The 21854-nt window shown below is 71.1% G+C and carries 21 protein-coding genes; 5 read left to right on the forward strand and 16 right to left on the reverse strand.

Annotated features, from left to right (window positions below):
* Positions 1–2 precede the first annotated feature (2 nt).
* Positions 3–911: a hypothetical protein gene (locus ABZU25_RS17635; RefSeq protein WP_355030394.1), complete on the forward strand. Its 909-nt coding sequence runs from the start codon at positions 3–5 to the stop codon at positions 909–911.
* Here ABZU25_RS17635 and ABZU25_RS17640 read toward each other — a convergent pair.
* Complete coding sequence (locus tag ABZU25_RS17640) at positions 898–2334, reverse strand: PLP-dependent aminotransferase family protein (RefSeq protein ID WP_355030395.1); 1437 nt, start codon at positions 2332–2334, stop codon at positions 898–900. The two genes, ABZU25_RS17635 and ABZU25_RS17640, sit on opposite strands and share 14 nt — an antisense overlap.
* Here ABZU25_RS17640 and ABZU25_RS17645 point away from each other — a divergent pair.
* The 4 genes from ABZU25_RS17645 (at position 2333) to ABZU25_RS17660 (ending at position 5473) form a co-directional block, all read left to right on the forward strand.
* Positions 2333–3235, forward strand: a complete 903-nt coding sequence (locus ABZU25_RS17645; RefSeq protein ID WP_355030396.1) for a DMT family transporter — start codon at positions 2333–2335, stop codon at positions 3233–3235. The genes ABZU25_RS17640 and ABZU25_RS17645 overlap by 2 nt on opposite strands.
* Positions 3232–3600 (forward strand): transposase, encoded by a 369-nt coding sequence (locus ABZU25_RS17650; RefSeq protein ID WP_355030397.1) that lies wholly within the window; start codon positions 3232–3234, stop codon positions 3598–3600. Before ABZU25_RS17645 ends, ABZU25_RS17650 begins: the two co-directional genes overlap by 4 nt.
* The gene (locus tag ABZU25_RS17655) at positions 3600–4562 is read left to right on the forward strand and encodes an AraC family transcriptional regulator (protein WP_355030398.1); all 963 of its coding nucleotides are present in this window, start codon (positions 3600–3602) and stop codon (positions 4560–4562) included. The genes ABZU25_RS17650 and ABZU25_RS17655 overlap by 1 nt, the downstream gene beginning before the upstream one ends.
* A gap of 707 nt (positions 4563–5269) precedes the next feature.
* Complete coding sequence (locus tag ABZU25_RS17660) at positions 5270–5473, forward strand: cold-shock protein (protein WP_013283833.1); 204 nt, start codon at positions 5270–5272, stop codon at positions 5471–5473.
* A 308-nt stretch (positions 5474–5781) separates the two neighbouring features.
* Here ABZU25_RS17660 and ABZU25_RS17665 read toward each other — a convergent pair whose 3' ends face one another.
* From ABZU25_RS17665 to ABZU25_RS17735, 15 genes are all read right to left on the reverse strand, one after another.
* Positions 5782–6906, reverse strand: a complete 1125-nt coding sequence (locus tag ABZU25_RS17665; RefSeq protein WP_355030399.1) for an LLM class flavin-dependent oxidoreductase — start codon at positions 6904–6906, stop codon at positions 5782–5784.
* A gap of 18 nt (positions 6907–6924) precedes the next feature.
* Positions 6925–7992, reverse strand: a complete 1068-nt coding sequence (locus ABZU25_RS17670; protein WP_355030400.1) for an LLM class flavin-dependent oxidoreductase — start codon at positions 7990–7992, stop codon at positions 6925–6927.
* A complete protein-coding gene (locus ABZU25_RS17675; RefSeq protein ID WP_355030401.1) occupies positions 7989–8495 on the reverse strand; it encodes a GNAT family N-acetyltransferase in 507 nt (168 codons plus the stop codon). The genes ABZU25_RS17670 and ABZU25_RS17675 overlap by 4 nt, the downstream gene beginning before the upstream one ends.
* A 5-nt stretch (positions 8496–8500) precedes the next feature.
* On the reverse strand, positions 8501–9856 hold the full coding sequence (locus ABZU25_RS17680; protein WP_355030402.1) for an NtaA/DmoA family FMN-dependent monooxygenase: 1356 nt from the start codon (positions 9854–9856) through the stop codon (positions 8501–8503).
* 15 nt (positions 9857–9871) lie between these two features.
* Complete coding sequence (locus ABZU25_RS17685) at positions 9872–11080, reverse strand: LLM class flavin-dependent oxidoreductase (RefSeq protein WP_355030403.1); 1209 nt, start codon at positions 11078–11080, stop codon at positions 9872–9874.
* Positions 11077–12720, reverse strand: a complete 1644-nt coding sequence (locus ABZU25_RS17690) for an ABC transporter ATP-binding protein (RefSeq protein WP_355030404.1) — start codon at positions 12718–12720, stop codon at positions 11077–11079. Before ABZU25_RS17690 ends, ABZU25_RS17685 begins: the two co-directional genes overlap by 4 nt.
* On the reverse strand, positions 12720–13610 hold the full coding sequence (locus ABZU25_RS17695; protein WP_355030405.1) for an ABC transporter permease: 891 nt from the start codon (positions 13608–13610) through the stop codon (positions 12720–12722). Before ABZU25_RS17695 ends, ABZU25_RS17690 begins: the two co-directional genes overlap by 1 nt.
* Positions 13611–13615: 5 nt before the next feature.
* Complete coding sequence (locus tag ABZU25_RS17700; RefSeq protein ID WP_355030406.1) at positions 13616–14551, reverse strand: ABC transporter permease; 936 nt, start codon at positions 14549–14551, stop codon at positions 13616–13618.
* Between the two features lies 1 nt (position 14552).
* On the reverse strand, positions 14553–16196 hold the full coding sequence (locus ABZU25_RS17705; protein ID WP_355030407.1) for an ABC transporter substrate-binding protein: 1644 nt from the start codon (positions 16194–16196) through the stop codon (positions 14553–14555).
* 402 nt (positions 16197–16598) lie between these two features.
* Positions 16599–17507, reverse strand: coding sequence for a zinc-binding dehydrogenase (locus ABZU25_RS17710; RefSeq protein ID WP_355030408.1), 909 nt, complete (start codon positions 17505–17507; stop codon positions 16599–16601).
* A gap of 40 nt (positions 17508–17547) precedes the next feature.
* Positions 17548–18081 (reverse strand): flavin reductase family protein, encoded by a 534-nt coding sequence (locus ABZU25_RS17715; protein ID WP_355030409.1) that lies wholly within the window; start codon positions 18079–18081, stop codon positions 17548–17550.
* A 79-nt stretch (positions 18082–18160) separates the two neighbouring features.
* Complete coding sequence (locus ABZU25_RS17720; RefSeq protein WP_355030410.1) at positions 18161–19063, reverse strand: TauD/TfdA family dioxygenase; 903 nt, start codon at positions 19061–19063, stop codon at positions 18161–18163.
* A gap of 17 nt (positions 19064–19080) precedes the next feature.
* A complete protein-coding gene (locus tag ABZU25_RS17725) occupies positions 19081–19860 on the reverse strand; it encodes an ABC transporter ATP-binding protein (protein ID WP_355030411.1) in 780 nt (259 codons plus the stop codon).
* Positions 19844–20890 (reverse strand): ABC transporter substrate-binding protein, encoded by a 1047-nt coding sequence (locus tag ABZU25_RS17730; RefSeq protein ID WP_355030412.1) that lies wholly within the window; start codon positions 20888–20890, stop codon positions 19844–19846. Before ABZU25_RS17730 ends, ABZU25_RS17725 begins: the two co-directional genes overlap by 17 nt.
* A gap of 36 nt (positions 20891–20926) precedes the next feature.
* Positions 20927–21793, reverse strand: a complete 867-nt coding sequence (locus tag ABZU25_RS17735) for an ABC transporter permease (protein ID WP_355030413.1) — start codon at positions 21791–21793, stop codon at positions 20927–20929.
* Positions 21794–21854 lie beyond the last annotated feature (61 nt).

Below are 21854 nucleotides of genomic sequence, written 5' to 3' on the forward strand. Positions count from 1 at the left end.
CAATGAGCAGACTCGCTCTGGTCACCGATCAGGCCAGCCTTCCGATCGACTACGACATGGCGTTGCTGCTTGATGCTTGCCGTGCCGCCGGAATCGTCGCCGAGGTGTGTGACTGGGAGGATCAGACCGTCGACTGGTCGGGGTTCGACGCGGCGCTGCTGCGATCCCCGTGGTCATACGTGGACCGCCTGCCGGCCTTCCTCGCCTGGTGTGAGCGCGTAGCGGCGGTGACGGATCTCCACAACCCGCTGCCGGTGGTGCGGTGGAGCCTCGACAAGCTGTACATGGCGGATCTCGCCGCCCGCGGCGTGCCGGTGGTACCGAGCACGTTCGTCCGGCCGGGTAGTGGCCCGCCGGCGGCGGTACGGCAGTTCCTTGACGGTCATCCCGAGGCCGCGGAGTTCGTCGTCAAGCCCACAGTGGGTGCCTACTCGAAGGACGTCAAGCGTTTCTCCCGTTCCCACGCGGCCACCGCTGCCGCCCACGTCGCACGGCTGCACTCCGAGGGCCTGGTCGCGCTGCTCCAGCCGTACCTCGAATCGGTCGACCGCGACGGTGAGACGGACCTGATCTATTTCGGCGGCGTCTACAGCCATGCCATCCGCAAAAGCCCGATGCTCATGCCGGACGGCACGGTCAACGTCCCCACTTTCGAGAGCCGCACGCCCCGGAGGGCCGAGGAGGACGAACGCGCCGTGGCCTCGGCGGCGCTGGCGGCGGCCGGCGCGCAGGTCGGGCTGGACCGTCCGCTGGTCTACGCCCGGGTGGATGTGATCCGCGGCTACGACGGCGCGCCTATCGTGTTGGAACTGGAGTTGTGCGAGCCGTCGCTGAACCTGCCGTTCACCGACCACGGGCCGACGCGCTTCGCGGAGGCCATCGCCGGTCGGCTGGGGATCAGCGCTCGATAAGCAACGGTGCGAGCCGGCGGATGGCGTCGTCGACGTCGGAGGCGGACGGCGCCGCGACATAGCTGAGCCGGACATGACGGAGGCTGTTGCCGGTGGCGGAGAAGTTTGTGCCGGGTGTGATGGCGACACCCTTGGCGAGAGCGGCGGGGACCAGTTGATGCTCGTCGAGGTGCGCCGGAAGCGACACCCACAGGTGGTAACTGCCGCGGGGACGCCGGGCGAGAGCGTGGTCGCCGAAGGCCGCCAGAACGGCCTCGGTGGCCACCTCGCGACGGTGCGCCAGGGCGACGCTGAGCGCTTTGAGGGCTCGCCTCCAGCCGGGGGCGGTCACCACCTCAAGCGCGGTCAGCTGCAGCGGAGCGGGCACGAACAGCATGTCGATGACGTGGGCGGATCGCAGTCGGGCCAGGACGGGGCCTCGGGCGGCAATCGCTGCGACGCGCAGGTTCGGCGAGGTCACCTTGGTCAGCGATCTGATGTGGACGACGGTGCCGTCCGGGTCGTCGGCGACCATCGGCGGCGGCGCGGTGGAGGCGTCGGCATGCGCCATGTGCCGGGCGAAGTCATCCTCGATGACGAAGGCGGCGTGGCGGCGCGCGATGGCTCGGATCTCCTGCTGTCGGGCCATCGAGAGGCTCGCCCCGGTGGGGTTCTGGAACAGCGGCTGGACGATGATGACCCGCGCACGGGTACGAGCGAGGGCCCGGTCGAGATGATCCGAGTGCAGACCGTCGGCGTCCATGGGGACCGGAACCGTCCGCAGGCCCGCGGCATGGGCGGCCGCAATGGCGCCCGGGTAGGTCGGCGACTCCAGGACGACCGGATCTCCCGGCTGAGCGAGCGCGCGCAACGCGACGGCCAGCGCACTCTGCCCCGCCGCGCACACCAGGATGTCATGACGGCCGAGGCCGCCGCCGATGTCGGCGGCGAACCAGTCCCGCAGCTCGGGCAGCCCACCGGCAGGCGGGCGGTCCCACGCCTCCGTGCGTCGGGCCGCGCGCGACATCGCCGTGGCCAGGGTGCCCAGCGGCTGTAGCCCGGGATGGAGGTAACCGCCGTTGAGGTCGACGATGTCCGGCCCGGACGTCGACAGCGTCTGCAGCAGCGCGGGCGCCTGGAAGTCACGCAGGACACCGATCGAGGCTCCTTCCGCCCCGACGGGGTCAAGGGCCGCCTCCTGCCAGGACGTGTCCCCGGTGCGGGCTACCGGGCGGGCCGCCGTGCGGTACGTCCCGGCGCCGGGGCGGGGTGCGATGAGTCCGCGTTGGGCGAGCAGCGCCAGCGCCGCGGAGACGGTGGTGCCGCTCGCGGCGAAGCGCCGCACCAGTTCGCGGTGGGTCGCGATGCGGGTGCCCTCCGGGAGTAGCGCTATTTCCTGGGCGATGGACTCCGCCAAACTACGGGAACTGCTACTGTTCGACATGAGTACGGAGAATAGCGCTATCACCGTGGTCCGGATATCACCACTCGCGAGCGGGACGACTTTCGCCGCGCTCGGCGTGCTGAGCTTCTCGTTCAGCTTCCCGGCGACCCACTGGGCGCTCGACGGATTCGGGCCGTGGAGTGCCACGGGGGTTCGCGGTGTCCTCGCCGCGGTCATCGCGCTCACCGCTCTCCTCGCCACCCGCGCGCCCTTGCCGGCCGCCGGCGACTGGCCGGCCCTCGCCGTGGTGGCCGCCGGCTGCGTGATCGGCTTTCCGCTGCTCACCACGTTCGCTCTACAGACCTCGACCACCGCCCACTCGGCCGTTGTCATCGGGGCGCTACCCATGGCCACCGCGACGATCTCCGCGCTGCGCACCGGACACCGCCCGTCGAAGCTGTTCTGGGCGGCGGCTTCGATCGGAGCGGCCACGGTCATCGCGTTCACCATCTCGCAGAACAACGGCCGGCCCACGATCGCCGACCTCTACCTGTTCGGCGCGCTGCTGGTCTGCGCCGCCGGCTACGCGGAAGGCGGGCGACTCTCCGCGCACATGCCCGGCTGGCAGGTCATCGCGTGGGGCGTCGTCCTCGCGGCACCGGTCAGCCTCGCCGTGTGCGCGGTCGCGCTTCCGCAGGAGCCGGTGCGCCTGACGGCCGAGGCCATCGGCGGTATGGCGTACCTCGCGGCCATCTCGCAGTTCGGCGGGTTCGTGGTCTGGTATCGCGGCATGGGCCTCATCGGGGTAGCGCGAGCGAGCCAGCTCCAACTCGCCCAGCCGCTGCTGACCCTGGTGTGGGCGGTCCTCCTGCTGGGCGAGCACCTCAGCGCCATGGTGCCGCTGACCGCGGCCGTCGTCCTCTGCTGCATCGCCGTCACGCAACGGGCCAAGACGGCATGACTTCGCTCAAGCAGACCAGATCGGAACTCGTCCACCATCTCGTACCGGATGGGCTGTGGGAGCTGTTCCGGCAGATAGTGCCGGTCACTGTCGTACACCGGCCGCAGGGTGGCGGTCGGCGCCGCGCGGACGACCGGCAGGTGCTGGCAGCGATCGTGTACGTCGCCCGCACCGGCCGCACGTGGCGGCAGATCCCCGAGAGCTTCGGGGTGTCCTGGCCGACCGTCTATCGGCGGTTCGCGGAATGGCGTCAGGCCCAGGTGTGGACCCGCCTGCTGCAGTTGGTCGCGGAGCGCCACCACGAGAACGACGAGCTGCGGGTGATCGGGGCGTTGTATTCGCGAGCGGCACGGGACGGACGTTGATGCTCGGCTCGGCCGATCAGCTGGTCGACAGCCTGGACAATCCGCTGATGACGGCCCACGATAGACCGATGCCGCTCCAGGAGGGTTTTCGGGGGCAGCGATTGGCTTCGGTGCCCCGCCCAATCGTCGCCGAGGCGCTGCGGCGCCCGATCACCGGGCGGCTTCTCGTCACCGACGCCGGGTACTACCCGGATGCCGCTGACCACCGGATGCTACGCCCTCGGGGCACACCCGAGGTGGTCCTGATCGTGTGTGCCTCGGGCCTGGGCTGGGCGCGGGTCGGGTCGGGCATGCATCGGATCGGGGCATGGCAGGCGCTGGTCATCCCCCGCGGCGTCCCCCACGAGTACGGTGCCGACGAGCGCGATCCCTGGACGATCTGGTGGGCGCATCTGATGGGCTCCGACGTGTCGAAGCTCGTGGACTGCATGGAGGCCACGATTGAACGACCCGTTGTGCCGGTGCGGGCTATCGGTCGGGCGGTGACGCTGCTGGACGAGATCGTCACCTGTGTCGAGCGCGACCAGTCACCCATCCGCCTGCTGGGCGCGGCGGGGACCGCGTGGAAGCTGCTGACGCAAATCAGCGTCGACAGGCTGCTTCCGGAACCGGGCGACCCGCTGCAGCGTGCCATGAGCTACTTGGCCGAGCGGCTCGACGGCAACGTGAAGGTGCCCGAGCTGGCGCGGCTGGTGGGGGTGTCGCCGTCGCATCTGAGCACCCTGTTCCGCCGAGCGACCGGCGGCGGGGTGTTGGCTCACCACACCGCGCTGCGGATGGCGAGGGCGCGGCAGCTGCTCGACACGACGGGTGCGACGGTCACCGAGATCGCGTCGGAGATCGGCTTCGACGACGCCTTCTACTTCTCGCGGGTCTTTCGGAAGCACCATGGGATGAGCCCGAGCGGCTTCCGCCGCCGCCACGCGGGCTACGACATTGCCGATGCTGCCTTCGAGGGGTGACCGCACACGTTCGGTGGGATCGAGGGGTCGGGGTTCGTCCGGATACCGGCGTGGCATCCGGACGAAACCGCAACGCCGGCCGTCGCCTGGCTCCGGCGTGGCCCGACCACGGTTCAACCCTTCAAGCCGCTGCTCGCAATGCCGGAGAAGAACTGCCGCTGCAGCACCAGGAAGAGGAGGCTTCGTAGAGATCCTGCGGGATCGACTGGAGGCCAGCTCCGAGGATGATGAGGTTGATGCCAAGGCTCATCCAGATGCCGACGACGCCGACCGCGTAGATCGTGAGGTTCGCGTCGGCGACCCAGTACTGCCCGGGGACGCCGACCAGGGAGAGGACGTGGTTCAGCAGGCGCTGCCAAGTGTCTGGGTGTCCAGCCGGTAGCAGAGCCAGCTGTGGAAGCGGCCGGCGTCAGAGCCGACCTCGGTCGCGGTTCGCTGGTTGATCAGGAGGTATGGATCCGCGGTGCCTGGCCAGCGGCGGCGCCGGTGACCAGGTCCACCCACCTCCACGGGATCGACCCCGCATCATGTGCTACGGTAACCGAGTTGCAGTTTTGATTTCCGTAGACGTTTCCTGGCGCCTGATGGGGCATCTGAAACCCATCCAGGCGCCTTCTCGTTTTTCGTGTCGTTTCGACGCGGGTGATCAACGCGGCGGCGTAAGGGTCCGCACAGTGCGGTCTCTAACAGCCTGCGAAGGAGCAGACATGACTACAGGCACCGTGAAGTGGTTCAACGCCGACAAGGGCTTCGGCTTCATCAGCCCGGACGACGGCGGCGCCGACGTCTTCGCCCACTTCTCCGCGATCTCGGCGAGCGGCTTCCGCAGCCTCGACGAAAATCAGAAGGTGGAGTTCGACATCACCCAGGGCCAGAAGGGCCCGCAGGCGGAGAACATCCGCCCGCTCTGATCCACACTGTGCGAACGGCGGCCCGACTGACTCAGCGGGCCGCCGTTCGGCGTTTCATGCGCTCACCACGGCACCTCGAAAATCGTCTGATCAGCAGAAGTCCGGCCATCTCGGTGTAGCGAGCGGGTGGCGCAAGCAAGCGCCGCAGCACCGACCCCGCCTATGGCGAAATGAATCGGCTACTCACCCCCGCGGTTGTCCAACCAGACAGCTCGGCGGACCGAGGCGATGTGAACCCGAAACTGCCCCAAGCCCTCGGATACCTGGTCGACGGCGTCGTCGGGCATCCGGCCACTGTCGACTGACTGTCAGTTGTTCCACTCCTTCGCCAGCAGCTCGTAGGAGCCGACGCGATCGGTGTGAGCGTGGGTGATCGTGGTGACCAGCAGCTCGTCCGCGCAGGTGACGTCGCGCAGCGTACGCAGCCGCTCGGCGACCGTCGCGGCTGATCCGACGAACTGGGTGTCCACCCGGTCGGCGACGAGCTGCCGGTCCTCGTCAGTCCAGGGCAGCGCCTCCACCTGCTCCGGGCTCGGGAACGGGATCGCACCCCCGCCACTGCGGATGCTGCGCACCCAGGGCCCGTACGGTGCGGCCAGCCGGAGTGCGTCGTCGTCGGTCGCGCCCACCACCACGTCGGCGGAGACCACCACGTACGGCTCGGTGAGCGCGGTCGTGGGTCGGAACGCGGCGCGGTAGGCCGCCACCGCGTCGAGCACGGAGGAGGGGCTGACGTGGTAGTTGGCGGCGAAGGGCAGACCCAGGGCGCCGGCCAGTTGCGCGCTCTCTCCCCCGCTGCTGCCCAGCAGCCACACCTGAAGATCGGTGCCCTCCCCCGGCACCGCGTGCGCATCCAAACCGTCGGCGTCGGTGTAGTCGCCGCGCAGCAGTGCCAACACGTCGGCGACCTGTTCGGCGAAGGGCGGTGGCTGGGCACCCGGTTGGTGCAGCAGTGCGCTGCTCAGGGCGAAACGCGGTGAGGCGAGCACCTGGGCGTACGAGAACGGCGGCGGAATGAGCAGTCCGTCGACCACCAGGGGCTCGACCGGTGGTGGGGCGGGCGCGGCGATCTCCCGGGCGGCTTCGACGCGCCGCTGACCGGATCGACCGAGCCCGAGGTCGATACGGCCGGGGTGCAGCGCGGCGAGGGTGCCGAACTCCTCGACGACCGACAGGGCGGTGCGGTGACCGACCTGGACGGCCCCGGAGCCGACGCGGATCACGCTGGTGGCCGCAGCGATCTGCCCGATGAGCACGGCGGGCGCGGAACTGGCGACGCCGGCGGCGAGGTGATGCTCGGCCAGCCAGTAACGGTGGTAACCGGACTGCTCAGCCCGACGGGCCAGGTCGACGGTGTTGCGTAGGGCTTCGGTGACGGTGCCGCCGGCGGGCACCGGAGAGAGGTCGAGGATGGACAGGGGCGTGGAGGGCATGGTGGTCCCCGTTTCTGGTCAGGCCGTGGCGGCTGGGGTCACCGGCGGATGGAAGGGACGGCTGGGAATCTCCCGGCGCAGCACCGGCGCCACCTCGGCCTGGAACAACTCCAGGCTCTCCCGGTGCTGCTTGTCGGTCAGCCCGTCGTGGTCGGCCTGGAGGTGGATGACCTCGTGGCCGAACTGTTCGTGGTAACGCAGCACCTTGTCCACCAACTGCTGCGGGCTGCCGACCAGGATCGAGCTGCGATCGATGGCGTCCTCCAGGGTGTCGAAGACCGTCGGCACGCCGAGCCGCCGGAACGCGGCCACCCGGGCATCGAAGATCGGCCGGTACCGCTCGATCGCCTCCTGCGAGGTGCGGGCCACGTGGAAGCCAGCGGTGCCGGCACCGACGAGGGCGTCGGCCGGGTCGTGCCCGTGGTGCACCCACCGTTCCCGGTAGTGGCGGATGAGTTCGGCGTACGGCTCGATGGGGTTGGTGACGTTCGCGGAGAAGATCGGGTCGCCGTACTGGGCGGCGAGGTCGACGGATTCTCTGCTGGTGGCGCTGCCGTGCCAGACCCGAATGGGCTGCTGAAGCGGGCGCGGCCAGGTCTCGGCCTCGGTCAACGACGGCCGGTACGTCCCGGACCAGGTGACCTTCTCCTCCCGCCAGAGCCGGCGGAACAGCTCGTAGCCCTCCCGGTTGCGGTCCCACTGGTCGGCGGCGGTGACGTGGAACAGTTGCGCCTGCGCGGTGCCGTTGCCCTTGCCGATGATCAGTTCAAGTCGGCCGCCGGAGAGATGGTCGAGGGTGGCGTAGTCCTCGTAGGCGCGGACGGGGTCGAGCAGGCTGAGCGTCGTGACGGCGGTGAAGAGCCGGATGGTGGAGGTGCGGGCCGCGATGTGGCTCAGCACCACCGGCGGCGACGACGAGATGAACGGGCGCTCGTGCCGTTCACCGACGCCGTATCCGTCGAAGCCGAGTTCCTCCGCGAGAACGGCCGTGTCGACCACCTCCCGGAACCGCTCGGTGGTGCTGCGTTGCTGGCCGGTGACGGGGTCGGGCAGGTGAGTGATCAGAGTTATCAGCAGGAACTTCATGCCGGGACCGTCACTTTCGGCGGTGTGGTCAGGGACGGGCGCACCGCCAGTGCGAAGCAGCGCGAGTACGGCAGGACGTCGTACGGGGGGAAGACGGGGATCGGCTCGTAGCCGGCCCGCTCGTACCGGCGGATCGCGTCGGGTTGGCGGTCACCGGTCTGTAGGACGATCCGTGCCGCGCCGAGCTGGCCGGCGGCCTCCCAGACCGCGTCGAGGAGGATCTCGGCGACGCCGCACCCCCGGTACGCGGGCAGCACGTACATGCGTTTGAGCTCCAGGTCCGGGCCGTGCCAGCGCAGCGCGGCGTGCCCGACCGGGGTGGCGTCGGCGGTGTACGCCACGCCCGTCCAGGCGACCGAGGTCGGCGCGAGCGCCCGAGCTGGCGGCAGGTGGATCGGGTCGGTGGGGCGGTCGGCGTACCGCTGGCGCAGTTCGGTGGTCATCGCCGAGCGCAGGGCGGAGGCGTCCGGGTCGTCCCACCGGCGACGGCACACCGTTGCCACCGCTGTCACACCGCACCGACCGGGGTGACCGGGCGGGCGGAGCCGAGGCCCAGGTGGTCGCGCAGGGTGGTGCCCGTGTACTCGGTGCGGAAGACGCCGCGTTCCTGGAGCAGCGGAACGACCCGGTCGACGAAGTCGTCGAGCCCGCCCGGGGTCAGGTGCGGCACCAGGATGAACCCGTCGGCGGCGTCCGACTGCACGAAGTGGTTCATCCGTTCGGCGACCTGCTGCGCGGTGCCGACGAAGGACTGCCGGCCGGTGACCTCGATGATCAGGTCGCGGATGCCGAGCCCCTTCTCCTCGGCCAGGGCCCGCCACTGCCGGGCGGTGTCGACCGGGTCGGGATACATGCCGGCCCGGCCTCGGCTGATCGCGTCGGCGGAGACGTCCGGATCCTGGGCGGGCAGCGGGCCGTCGGGGTCGTACCCGGACAGGTCCCGGTTCCAGAGTTGTTCCAGCAGCAGGATCGCGGTCTGCGGGCTGACCTGCTGGCGGCGGATGTGGTGGGCGCGTTCCTGGGCCTCGGCGTCGGTGTCCCCGAGCACGAATGTGACACCGGGGATGATCTTCAAGTCGTCGGGGTGACGGCCGTGTCGGGCCAGCCGGGACTTCACGTCCCGGTAGAACTCCTGACCGGCGTCGAGCGTGCCGTGCCGGGAGAAGATCGCGTCGGCGCTGGACACCGCGAACTCACGCCCGTCGGGAGAGTCGCCCGCCTGGAGGATCACCGGGTGCACCTGAGGGCTGCGGGGCACGGTGAAGTGCCCGGCGATGTCGAACTGCTCGCCGTGGTGGGTGAAGCCGCCGGGGTCGGCCACGGCGACGTACCGTCCGCCGTCCCGGTCGCCCACGATCGCCTCTGCCGGCCACGACTCCCACAGCTCCCGGGCGGTACGCACGAACTCGGCCGCCCGGTCGTAGCGCAGCGAGCGGTCGAGGTAGCCGCCGCGGCGGAAGTTTTCCCCGGTGAACGTGTCGGAGGTGGTGACGACGTTCCAGGCGGCCCGCCCGCCGGAGAGGTGGTCCAGGCTGGCCAACTGCCGGGCCAGTTCATACGGCTCGCGGAAGGTGGTGTTCAGTGTGCCGGCCAGCCCCAGGTGGGTGGTGACCGCGGCGAGCCCGGCGAGCACGGTCAACGTGTCCGGTCGGCCGACCACGTCCAGGTCGTGGATGCGGCCCCGCTGCTCACGCAGGCGCAGGCCCTCGGCGAGGAAGATGAAGTCGAACTTGCCGCGCTCGGCGGTACGGGCCAGGTGGACGAAGGAGGCGAAGTCGATCTGGCTGCCCGAGGCCGGGTCACTCCACACCGTGGTGTTGTTCACGCCGGGAAAGTGCGCGGCCAGGATGATCTGCTTGGGCATGATGCTCTCCTCAGCTCAGGCGGTCGCCGCGACGGCGTAGCGGCTGGCCGGTCGGGGCAGGCCGAGCAGGTCCCGCAACGTCCCGCCGGGATAACCGGCGCGGAACAGGCCCCGATCCCGTAGCGCGGGCACCAGTGCCCGGGTGATCGCGGTCAGGTCGTCGGGGAGCACGGCGGGTCGCAGCCGGAAACCGTCCACCCCGGCGCGGCGCCACGCGGCGAGCAGGTCGGCCAGCTGCGCCGGGGTGCCGGTGAAGATGGACGCGTCGGACGTGAACCGCTCGCCGTGCAGCTCGTCGAGGCGGGTCCTGCGGTGCCGGGCCAACGTCGGTGTCTCGTCGAGCAGCACGACCAGGTCGGCGAGGACGCGCAACGGCGGATCGGTCCGACCCACTGTCTCCTCGGCCGCCCGCACCTCGGACACGATCGCGGCGGCGTGTTCGGGATCGGTCGGGGTGACGAACACGACGTCGGCGTGCCGGGCGGCGAACGCGTACGGCACCGACGAGTGGGCCAGCGCGGCGACCACCGGCTGCCCCTGCGGGGACCGGGGCACGATGGTGGGGCCCTTGACGGAGAACCACAGTCCCGTGAAGTCGATGTAGTGCAGCCGCTCCCGGTCGACGAAACGGCCGGTCGGCACGTCCCGGATCACGGCGTCGTCCTGCCAGCTGTCCCAGAGCCGACGTACCACCTCCACCGCGTCACCGGCCTCGGCGAAGAGGTCTTCGACGACCTGCACGGCTTCCGGTTCGTCGAGCCGAGCCAGGTCCAGCGGCGGGATCTCGCGGCGGCCGAAGTGACCGGCCTCGGCCTGTCGTGCGGAGACCCGGGGCCGCCAACCGGCCCGCCCGCCGCTGATGTGGTCGAGCGTGGCTATCGCCGTGGAAAGGTGGAACGGCTCGGTGTGGGTGGTGCTGGTGGTCGGGATCAGCCCGATGTGCCGGGTCAACGGGGCGATCCGGGCGACGATCTGCACCGCGTCGAGGCGTCCCCGGACCTGGTCGGTGCGACCGTCGGGGCCATCGGCCCGGGAGGACTGGAGGTCGAGGCTGTCCTCGATGGTGAGCAGGTCCAACGCGCCGTGTTCGGCCTCGCCGGCGAGGGCGTTCCAGTAGCGGGCGGTCAGGGGCGCGGTCGCGTCGGCGTGCGACAGTCGCCAGGCGGCGGGATGCCAGCCGAGGCCGTCGAGGGCCACGGCCAGGTGCAGACTCGTCTCGGTCATGGGTGTTCCTCCAACGGTCGGCCGGCGGTGACCAGCGTGGGCAGCGCGTCCAGCAGGGACCGCGTGTAGTCGTGTCGGGGGTAGGTGAAGACGTCGCCGACCGGACCCTGCTCGACCACCGCACCGTCGTGCATGACCAGCACCCGGTCGCTGAGGTGGTGCACCACCCCCAGGTCGTGGGAGATGAAGAGCAGGGCGGTGCCGTCGGTGGCGCGCAGATCGGCCAGCAGGTCGAGAACCTGGGCCTGAACGGAGACGTCGAGGGCGGAGACCGGTTCGTCACAGATGATCAGGGCCGGTCGGGGGGCGATCGCGCGGGCGATGGCGACCCGCTGCCGCTGCCCGCCGGAGAGCTGCCGGGGATGCCTGTCGAACAGGTCGACCCCGAGCCCGACGCGGCGCAGCAGGTCGACGACGAGATCGCGCCGTTCCGAGCGGCCGACGTCGCGGTCGAGGTTCTCCGCGATGACCCGCCCCACGGGGTAGCGCGGGTCGAAGGAGCCCAGCGGGTCCTGGGAGATCATCTGCAACCTGCGCCGCAACGGGCGGCGGGCCCGCTCCGGAGCCCCGGCCCACGGCGTCCCCTCGAAGGTGGCGGTGCCCGCGTCGACGTCGAGCAGACCGGCGACGATCCGGGCCAGGGTGCTCTTGCCGGACCCGGACTCCCCCACCAGGCCGAGCGTCTCGCCCCGCGCGATGGAGAAGGAGACGTCCCGGACAACGGTGTGGTCGCCGTACCTCTTGGTCAGCCCGGCCGCGTCGAGCACGGTGTCGTCGGCGCGGATCGCGGGCCGGGCCGGCAGCGTCGCCCGTGCGTCCCCGGCCCGCGCTGCCTGGTCGAGCCGGCGGCCCCGCGACGTCGCCGACGGCACCGCCGCCAGCAACTGCCGGGTGTACGGATGGGTCGGGGCCCGCAGCAGCCGGTTGGTGGGGCCATGCTCGACGATCCGACCGTCCCGCATCACCAGGACCCGGTCGGCGATCTGGGCGACGACCGCCAGGTCGTGGCTGATCAGCAGCAGACTCACCCCGGCGGCCCGACGTTCGGTGAGCAGCCCCAGGATCTGCGCCTGCACTGTGACGTCCAGCGCGGTGGTCGGCTCGTCGGCGATGAGCAGCGCCGGTTCCCCGGCGATCGCCGAGGCGATCAGGGCCCGCTGCCGCAGCCCGCCGGAGAGCTGGTGCGGATACTGCCGGGCCCGGCGTTCCGGCTCCGGTAGGTGGACCAGGTCGAGCAGGTGACTGACCCGGCCGGCCCGTTCCCGGCGCCCGACGATGCCGTGGGTGGTGAGCACCTCGCCGACCTCGGCGCCCACCGTACGCAGTGGGTCGAGGGAGACCAGCGCGTCCTGGAGGACCAACCCGGCGAGCCGACCTCGGACCCGGCGCCAGTCCCGTGGCCGGTAACCGCGCACATCCTGGTCGGCCAGCTCGAGCCGCCTGGCGCGGACCTGCGCACCCGGGCCGGCGAGACCGACCAGCGTACGAGCCGTGACGCTCTTGCCGGAGCCGGACTCCCCGACGATGGCCACACACTCGCCGCGCTCGACGGTGAAGCTGATTCCACGCACCGCTGTCACCCGGCCGGTCGAGGTGTCGAAGTCGACGTGCAGGTCCTCGACCGCGAGCAGGGGGGCCATCAGTGGCTCCGCCCGTCGAAGCGGGCCTGCCAGCGCCGGCCGACGACGGTCAGGGAGACCACTGTGGCGGTGACCGCCAGGCCGGGCAGGATGCTGATCCACCAGGCCACCTGGAGGTAGTTGCGCCCCTCGGAGAGCATCGCGCCCCACTCCGGCGACGGCGGCTGTGGGCCCATGCCGAGGAAGCTGAGCCCGGCGGCGGCGAGGATCGCCTCACCGAGCCCGATCACCGCGAGCACCGGCACCGGGCCGACCACGTTGGGAAGCACGTGCCGCAGCACCAGTCGGGGCCGGGACTGGCCGAAGGTGACAGCCTGTTCGACATAGCCGGAGCGGCGGACGACAAGCGTCTGACCACGGACCACGCGGGCGTAATGCGGCAGGGTGGCGATGCCGATGGCGACGATCAGGCTGGCGCTGCCGGGGCCGGCGATGGTGATGAACAGCAGGGCCAGCAGGAGCATGGGGAATGCCGACAGCGCGTCGAACGTGCGGCTCAGCGCCTCGTCGGCGACCCGATGCGTAAGGCCGGCGAGCAGGCCGAGCAGCAGGCCACCGGCCACCGCGAGCGCGGTGGCGGCGACACCGATGGTGAGCGAGTGAGCGGCGCCGTGCACCACCCGCGTCCAGACGTCGCGGCCGAGGTGGTCGGTGCCGAACCAGTGCGCCGCGTCGGGCGGACTGAGCACGCCGAGCGGGTCGGCCGCGAGCGGGTCGCCGGGGGCGAGCGCCGCCGGCCAGGCCGCGGCGACCACCAGCAGGATCAGGTACGCCCCGGCGGCGAGCAGACCGGGTCGCGGTCGGGACCGCCGGCGTACGACCGGGCCGGCCGGGTCGGCGCGGGTCAGTGCGGTGGCGTCGGTGAGCGGGGTGCCCAGGGTGACGGTCATCGGGGTCAGCTCCTTCGCAGACGCGGGTCGACCAGCAGGTACGCCAGGTCGGCAGTGGTGTTGACCACGACGTAGACGGCAGCCGAGAGGGTGACCACGGCCAGCACCACCGGCATGTCCCGGGTGGTGACCGCGGTGAGGGTGACCTGACCGAGGCCGGGGCGGCCGAAGACCTGCTCGACGATCACGGCGCCGCCGAGCAGGATGCCGAAGAGCCAGCCGGCCAGGGTGACGGCCGGCAGGAGGGCGTGCCGCAACGCGTGGCGCACCACCACCGTTCGTTCCCGTACACCTCGGGCGCGGGCGGTGAGCACGAAGGGCTCGTCGAGGGCTTTGTCGATGCCGTCGCGCAGCACCTGGGCCAGCAGTCCGGCGATGGGCAGCGCGAGGGTGACGGCGGGGAGCACCAACGCGGCGATCCCGCGGTCGCCGGAGACCGGGAAGAGCCCGACGCGGAACGACAGCACGCTGAGCAGCAGGAGTCCGATCAGGAACGGCGGGGTGGAGACCAGCAGCAGTTCGGTGCCGGAGCTGACCCGGCGCAGCCACGGTCGCCGGTCCCCGGCGGTGGCCACCGCGATGAGCAGGGCGAGCAGCAGCCCGAGCCCGGCGGCGGTGACCGCGAGGGTGAGGGTGGGGGCGAGTTGTTCGCCGATCACCTCGGCGACCGGGCGTTGCAGCAGGTAGGAGCGACCGAGGTCGCCGCCGCCGAGCCTTTGCAGGTAGTCGAGGTACTGCACGAGGGCCGGCCGGTTCAGACCCCACTCGGTGATGATCTGGGCGCGGATCTGCGGGGTGTCCGCACCGTCGCCGATGATGTTGTCCACGGTGTCGCCGGGGGCGGCCAGCAGCGCCAGGTAGGCGGCGGTGGCCGCGACCCAGAGGACGACCAGGCCGGCACCGAGCCGGCGGGCCACGGCGCGTACGGGTGGGCGGCTCATGTCACTTCCCGATCCACAGGTCGTAGGCGCTGGCGGGAACGCCGGCGGTGGGCTCGAAACGGACCCCGCCGACGCCGGTGCTGGCGGCGATCTGGTCGGCCGGGGCGTAGAGCGGCAGCGCCAGGGCCTGCTCGGTGACGACCTGCTGTTGCACGTCGGCGTAGATGCCGGCGCGCTTCGTCGGGTCGGCGGCGGCCTGACCGGCTTCCAGGAGCTTGTCGATGCGGGGGTCGTTGACCTGGGTACGGTTGATGCCGCCCTTCGAGTGCAGCAGCAGGTTCAGCGCGGCACCGGCGTCGGTGTCGGCGCGGGAGTTGTCGAAGACCTCGTATTCGTTGCGCTGGAACGCCTCCGTGGCGGTGCCCTGGTCGACCAGCGACACCTTGAGGTCGATGCCGGCGCTCTGCTTGACGGCGGCCTGCACGGCCTGGGCGAGGACGTCGCGACGGTCCCGGACGAAGGGTGCGGACTGCACGAGCCGTACGGTGAGCCGCCTGCCGTCCTTCACCCGGTAGCCGTCGCCGTCCCGGGTGGCCCAGCCGGCCTGGTCGAGGAGGGTGTTGGCCTTGGTGGCATCGCCGCTGTAGCCGCCCTCGAGGCGCTTGTCGTAGAGCGGGCTGGACGGGCTGATCACACTCCAGGCGCGGGTGGCGGTGTCGCGGTAGACCGACCTGAGCACGGTGTCGACGTCGACGGCCTCCCGGAACGCCTGCCGGACCCGCAGGTCGTCGAAGGGCTGGTGGGAGGTGTTGAGGTAGTAGGAGTACGCGGAGCCGGAGTTGAGCTCGCGGGTCAGGCGCAGCGCCCGGTTGCCGGTGACCAGCGGCTGGTCGGTGGCGGGCACTCCCTCGATGAGCTGCACCTGGTTCGATGTGAGGGCCCCGACGCGGACCGCCGACTCCTTGAGGAACCGGTAGGTGATCCCGTCGAGGTGGGCCGGGCCGGTGTGCGTCGCAGTGGGCGGCGCCCAGTCGTAGCCGGGGTTGCGCCGATAGCGCAGTTCCTGACCGGGGACGTAGCGGTCCAGCACGAACGGCCCGGTGCCGACCACGTCAGTGCCACCGGCCTTGAGGTTCTTCGCCTGCCGCAGCGACGTCGGGGAGACCTGCGCGCCCTGCGGGGAGGCGAGGAAGTCGAGGATCAGCACGTCCGGGGCGGTGAGGACGAGTCGTACGGTGCGCGGGTCGACGGCCTCGACGGCCTTGAGGTTGCGCAGTTGGACGGCGGCGACGCCCGGGGCGTACCCGGGTTCCCGGAGCTTGTCGATGTTGGCCTTGACGGCCGCCGCGTCGAAGGGCGTGCCGTCGGTGAAGGTGACCCGCTCGCGCAGCGTCAGGGTGTAGGACAGCCCGTCCGGCGTGACCTGCCAGCCGGTCGCCAGCCAGGGCACCAGCTTGCCCTGCTGGTCGTAGGTGAGCAGGGACTCGAAGGTGTTCCAGACCAGCAGGCGGGCCTTGGCCTGGGCGTACTGGTGCGGGTTGAGGGTGATCGGCTCGGTCTCCACGGCCCAGGTGAGGGTGCCGCCGGAGCGGGGCAGGCCGGCCGCCTCGGCGGCCGGGGTGGCGCCGGTGGAGCAGCCGGCAACGACGGCGAGCAGTGGGACGAGCGCGGCGGCGGCCAGGGTACGCAGACGGTACGCGGGCATGGTGAGATCTCCTGTCCAGGCAGGCGGAAAGCGGGTGTGCCGACACCCGGCCCCTGCGCGTGGGCGTGGACCGGTGACGGTGTCGGTGCTGTGGCGGCGCGGCGGTGCGCCTCACCTCGGCGGGCCGGTGCGGCGGGCCAGGTTACGGGCGTGGGTGCCGGGTCAGGCCAGACAGGAACTCGACCACACCCGACCGAAGTCGATGTGGCCGCGGATCGTCAGCCGCAGCTTGCTGGACATGAGCTGAGTCCACCTTCCGAACGGCGGTGGTGTCAACGAATCAGTTGCCGGATGTCGGCTATCGCACGCGGGGACGTCGATGCGTTGACGGATAACCTATTAGACCTATAGGGTTTGACGGGATTGCGCCCCGGCTGGTGGACCAGCCCGGGCAGGTCAGAGTCAGTCCAGGTCGAGCAGGATCTTCCCCGCGACGCGGCGTTGCCGCAGCGCGTCGGTCGCCTCCCCGAGACGCTGCCACGAGCCGCGCCAACCGATCGGCGCCCGGAGCACGCCCCGCGCCACGAGATCCACCAGGAGCGCGAGGTCCGGGCCTGGGGCGGTGGCATCGCCGAAGGACCGCAGCGTGCGTGCCGCGCCCGGAGCGAAGGTGGAGTTCACCGGAAAGACGGCCGGCTCACCGGACGCCCAGCCGATGCTGTGCAGCACCCCACCAGGGGCCAGCGCACCCCAGGCAGCCACCAGATGCGCCCCACCGACGGTTTCCAGCACCACGTCGACCGGATCGACGATGCCATCGAGACCGACGACCACCTCGTCGGCGCCGAGATCGGCCAGCCCGGCACCACGAGCCGGGGAGCCCACCACCGCCACCACGTACGCACCACCGTGCCGGGCGAGTTGGACGGCGACCCGACCCACTCCCCCGGACGCGCCCGTCACCAGCACCCGGCGGCCGAGCAGCGGACCTGACGCCCGCAGTGTGCGCAGAGCGGTGAGGCCAACCAGGGGCAGTGCGGCCACCTCGCCCAGGTCGACAGCGGCGGGCACCACCGCCACACTGTCCACGTCGAACACCGCCAGGCGGGCCCAGGCGCCCGCCCCGAAGGCGACCACCCGGTCACCCGCACGCGGGCCGGACCCGTCGGCGGCAGCGCGCACCACGTGACCTGCGGCGTCGTACCCGAGCACCGTCCCGGCCGGCCAGACGCCGAGGTGGCGGATCTCGCCGGCGTTGACGGCGGCGTGCCGCACCTCGACGAGGATCTGCCCAGGGCCGGGGACGGGGTCGGGCTCGTCGGTCATCCGGAACCCCTCGGGCGTGTCCGGAGCGGCGACGATCGCGCGCATGGCATCCTCCTCATCGCGGACCGGGCGTGCGACCGTGCGGTCAGGCGGCGGAACGGCGGGTCGCGCCGGTCTGGTCAGCGGCCAACCCGGCGTAGTGGCCTCGGTGGTACAGCAGGGGCAAGCCGACGTCGGCGTGCCGAAGCACCTCCGGCTCGGCCAGCACCACGGCGTGATCGCCGACGGTCACCCGGTCGACGACCCGGCAGAGCAGCCAGGCGAGGGTGTCGTCGAGAATCGGCACGCCCTGCGGGCCGATCCGCCAGCGGGTCGGGGCGGCGAAGCGGTCGATGCCGCTCGTCGCGAAGGTCCGGGCCAACTCCTGCTGGTGGTGGGCCAGCAGATGGACGGCCACGTGGCGGGCCCGAGCGACAGTTGGCCAGCTCGACGAAGCGAGGTTCAGGCAGAACGAGACGATCGGCGGCGTCAGTGACACCGAGGTGAACGAGGTGGCCGTGAAGCCGACCGCCGGCGCGCCGGCAGCGGTGACCACCGTGACGGTGCTGGCCTGATGACGGAGCAACGTCCGCAGCGCGTCGCTGCCGGCATCGATCGGGGCGTCGGTGGACTGGGGCATGTCGATCCTCCCGAGTGGTTGGTTCGGAGGGGGTGACGACCGGTGGGTGCAAACACCCGCAGCGCAACGATCCGGTCGACTACCCGTGATTCGGTGGTCGTACCGTCTCGGGGCCGTGCCAGGGATCCACGGGGCCGCGTGGGCGGTCGCCGCGCAGGGTGATGCGGTGCACCACGCGCCGCGCGGTGCCGTAGTCGCGGTTGGCGTAGTGGGCGGTGCTGCGGTTGTCCCACATCGCCACGTCGCCGGGCCGCCACCGGTGTCGCACCAGGTGCTCCGGCTTGGTGAGGTGGGCGTAGAGCAGGTCCAGGATCGCGCGACTCTCGGCCTCCGACACGCCCACGATGTGCGAGGTGAAGCCGGGGTTGACGAAGATGCCTCGGCGGCCGGTCTCCGGATGGACACGTACGACGGGGTGCTCCACCGGGTCCAGCCGGGTGACCACCTCCCCCTCCCACACGCTGCCCCGGCCACCACGGCGCTGCGCGAGGTAGTAGCCGAACTCCCGGTTCCCGTCGTGCACGGCGACCAGTTGGTCCACCAGCCGCCGCACCGGTTCGGCGAGCGAGTCGTACGCGAGTTGGCTGTCCGCCCAGGTCGTGTCTCCGCCGCTGGGCGGCAGCGTCACCGCACGCAGGATCGAGCCGAGGGGCGGACGGGCGACGAAGGTGACATCGGTGTGCCACACATCGGCGAAGCCGTTGTCCGCGCTGTCCAGCGCGTACACCTCGGGATGTTCCGCGTCGACTCCACCGACGACCGGATGGGAGGCGGTCAGCTCGCCGAGCCGCCGACCGAGGCGTACCTGGCCGTCGTCGTCGAGGCGCTGATCGGCGAAGAACAGCACCTTGCGGTCCACCAACGCGGCCCGCACCGCCGCGAGGTCCGTGTCGCTCGCGCGGTGCAGGTCCAGATCACGCACCTCGGCGCCGAAGTGCGGCCCGAGCGGGTCCACTGTCAGGTTCACGAGAGTGTCGGTCATTGCGATGCCCTTTCGAATCAGGCGGCGGCGGCACGCACGGCGTGGCCGATCGTGGCGCGTAGGGCCGCGTACTCGGGTGAGCCGCGCAACTCGTCGGGTTCGACGCCGGCGCGCGGAAGGTCGACGTCCACGTCGAGGGCCACCCGCCCGGGCCGCCGGGTCAGGACGATCACCCGGCTACCGAGGAAGACCGCCTCGTCCACGCTGTGCGTGACGAACACACACGTACGGCCGGTTTCGGCACTGACCCGGCGCAGGTCCTCCTGCAATCTCTCCCGGGTCAGCGCGTCGAGGGCGGCGAACGGCTCGTCGAGCAACAGCAGGGGATTGTCCACGGCCAGCGCCCGAGCGATGGCCACCCGCTGCTGCTGGCCGCCGGAGAGCTGCCAGGTGCGGCGGTGCGCGACGTGCGGCAGGCCGACCCGGTCCAGCAGGGCGGACACCCTGCGGGTTCGCTCGGGCAGTGGCACACCCGCGTAGCGCAGCGCGAGCCCGACATTGCCGCCGACCGTCTTCCACGGCAGCAGCCGTGGTTGCTGAAAGACCAGACCGGCATTACGGCCCGGCACCGGCGGCAGGCCGGCCGCGGTCACCGTGCCGGTCGTGGGCTGCTCGAAACCGGCGACCAGCCGCAGCAGTGTCGTCTTGCCACAGCCCGAGGCACCCACGAGAACCAGGAAGGTGCCCGGTGGTACGCGGACGTCGACCGGGCCGAGGGCGGTGACCGCCGCCGACCCGCTCCCGTACGTGTGAGTGACGTCGCGGACCTCGACCGCGGCGTCAGGGCTGGAGGACATTCGGCAGACCCTTGGTGTAGATCGCGGCCTCGAACACCGACCGGTCCGGAATCGCGTCGATCTTCTTCTGCGCCTTGAGGAAGACCGCTGCGTTGTACAGGTTCTCGGCCAGCCCACCGACCTTCTCGGGCGAGCCCAGCCACTCGGGGCTGGCCAGGTCGGCGGGCTTGAGGAACACGCCCTGACTCAACTGGTGCTGAGCCGCGGCGGTGTCCAGGTTCAACTCACGACCCACAGCGGTCGCCGCGGCGGTCGGGTCGCTCGCGATGAGATCGAGGGCCTTGGCCTGCGCCTTACGCCACGCGTCGACGGCCTCGGGGTGCGCGTCGGCGAACGCGCTGGAGACGACGCCGAGGTCCAGGGTGGGCTTGCCGGCGGTGGCCAACTCTCGGCTCGTGACGAGCACCTTTCCGGTCTTTTTCAGGTCGTCGAGGGAGGGCAACCACGAGTACGCCGCGTCGAGGTCACCGCGGGTCCAGGCGGCGAGGATGTCCTGCGGCTCCAGGTCGACCAGGGTCACCTCACTCTCCTTGACACCGGCCCGCTCCAGGGCGGCGAGCAGGCTGAAATGCGCTGTCGACGCGAACGGCGTGCCGATCTTCTTGCCCCGCAGGTCGGTGATCGTGGTGATGGTGGCGCCGTCGCGGGCGACCAGCGCCTCGTTGTCCCCGGCGACGTCGAGGACGAAGGCCACCTTGTAGGGCAGACTCAGCGGCGCCGACAGACCGCGCGCGACCGGGCTGGAGCCGATCGCGGCGAAGTCCACGCTGCCCGCTGCGAACGCGGTGTTGATGCTCGCGCCGGAGTCGAACTTGGTCCAGGTGATCGTGTAGTCCGGCAGCGCCTTCTCCAGCAACTGCTGGTTCTTCACGATCAGATCGCCGCTCGGGAACGCCTGGTAGGCGAGCCGGATGCTCTTGCGCTGCGGGTCGCCACCGCCACTGGCGGCACCGTCGCCGCACCCCGAGAGCGGGACGGCGGCAAGGAGCACGGCGGTCGTGAGGAGCGTTCTGACACATGGTCGACGCATGGGTGACCCTTCTGCAGGAGGTGGGGTGAACGCGGGTCAGCTTCGACCGCGCCAGGGAACGAGTCGGTCCTCCGCGGTACGCAGCAGCGCGTCGATCAGGAGACCGGAGAGACCGATCGCGAACAGGCCGAGCACCACCACGTCGGTCTGCGAATACCGTTGCGCGTCGCGGACCATCCCCCCGATGCCCGGTACGCCGTTGATGGTCTCGGCCGCGACCACTGACGAATAGGCGATGCCCACGGCGAGCCGGATGCCGGTGAAGATCTCCGGAAGCGCGTGCGGCAGCACCACGTCGCGGGTGACCGCCCAGCGGCCACCGCCCAACGCGCGGGCCGCTTCGACGAGAGTGGCCGGTGCGGCCTTGACGGCGGACGCGGTGGCGACCGCGACCGGGGGCAGCGCGGCGATGGACAGCAGCCACAGCTTCGGGGTCTCGTCGATGCCGAACCAGATGATGAACAGACTGAAGTACGCCAGGGGCGGCAGCGCGCGGACGAAGGTGACGACCGGTTCGGTGGCCACCCGCACCCAGCTGACGGTGCCCATCACCAGGCCGAGCACCAACCCGGCGGCCACGCCCACCACCGAACCGATGAGGATGCGGCGCAGGCTCACACCGAGGTGTTCGATCAGCAGGTGACCGCTGTAGCCCCGGACACCGTCATGGGTGGTCGAAGTCTGCACCAGGCGGTCCCACACGGCACCCGGTGACGGGATGAACGTCGGGTTGTCCGTCAGAATCGCGAGTGCCTGCCAGACCAGCAGCAGGACCACGAGGGAGGCGGCACGCAGCACGACACGTCGCCGCCAGCCAGCCCCGCTTCGTGGACGGGGGCGGGCCGTCGGTGGTGGGGCCGCGGCATCGGCGCCGACGGTCTGTACTGCAGGGGCAGTGGTCATAGTCCCTCCCGATCACCATCGCCTACTTTTCCTACAGCTTTAGTTGGTTATACACAAGGGC

Origin of the sequence: Micromonospora sp. NPDC005215 (assembly GCF_040607915.1) — a bacterium.
In the GTDB taxonomy this organism is placed as follows: Bacteria; Actinomycetota; Actinomycetes; order Mycobacteriales; family Micromonosporaceae; genus Micromonospora.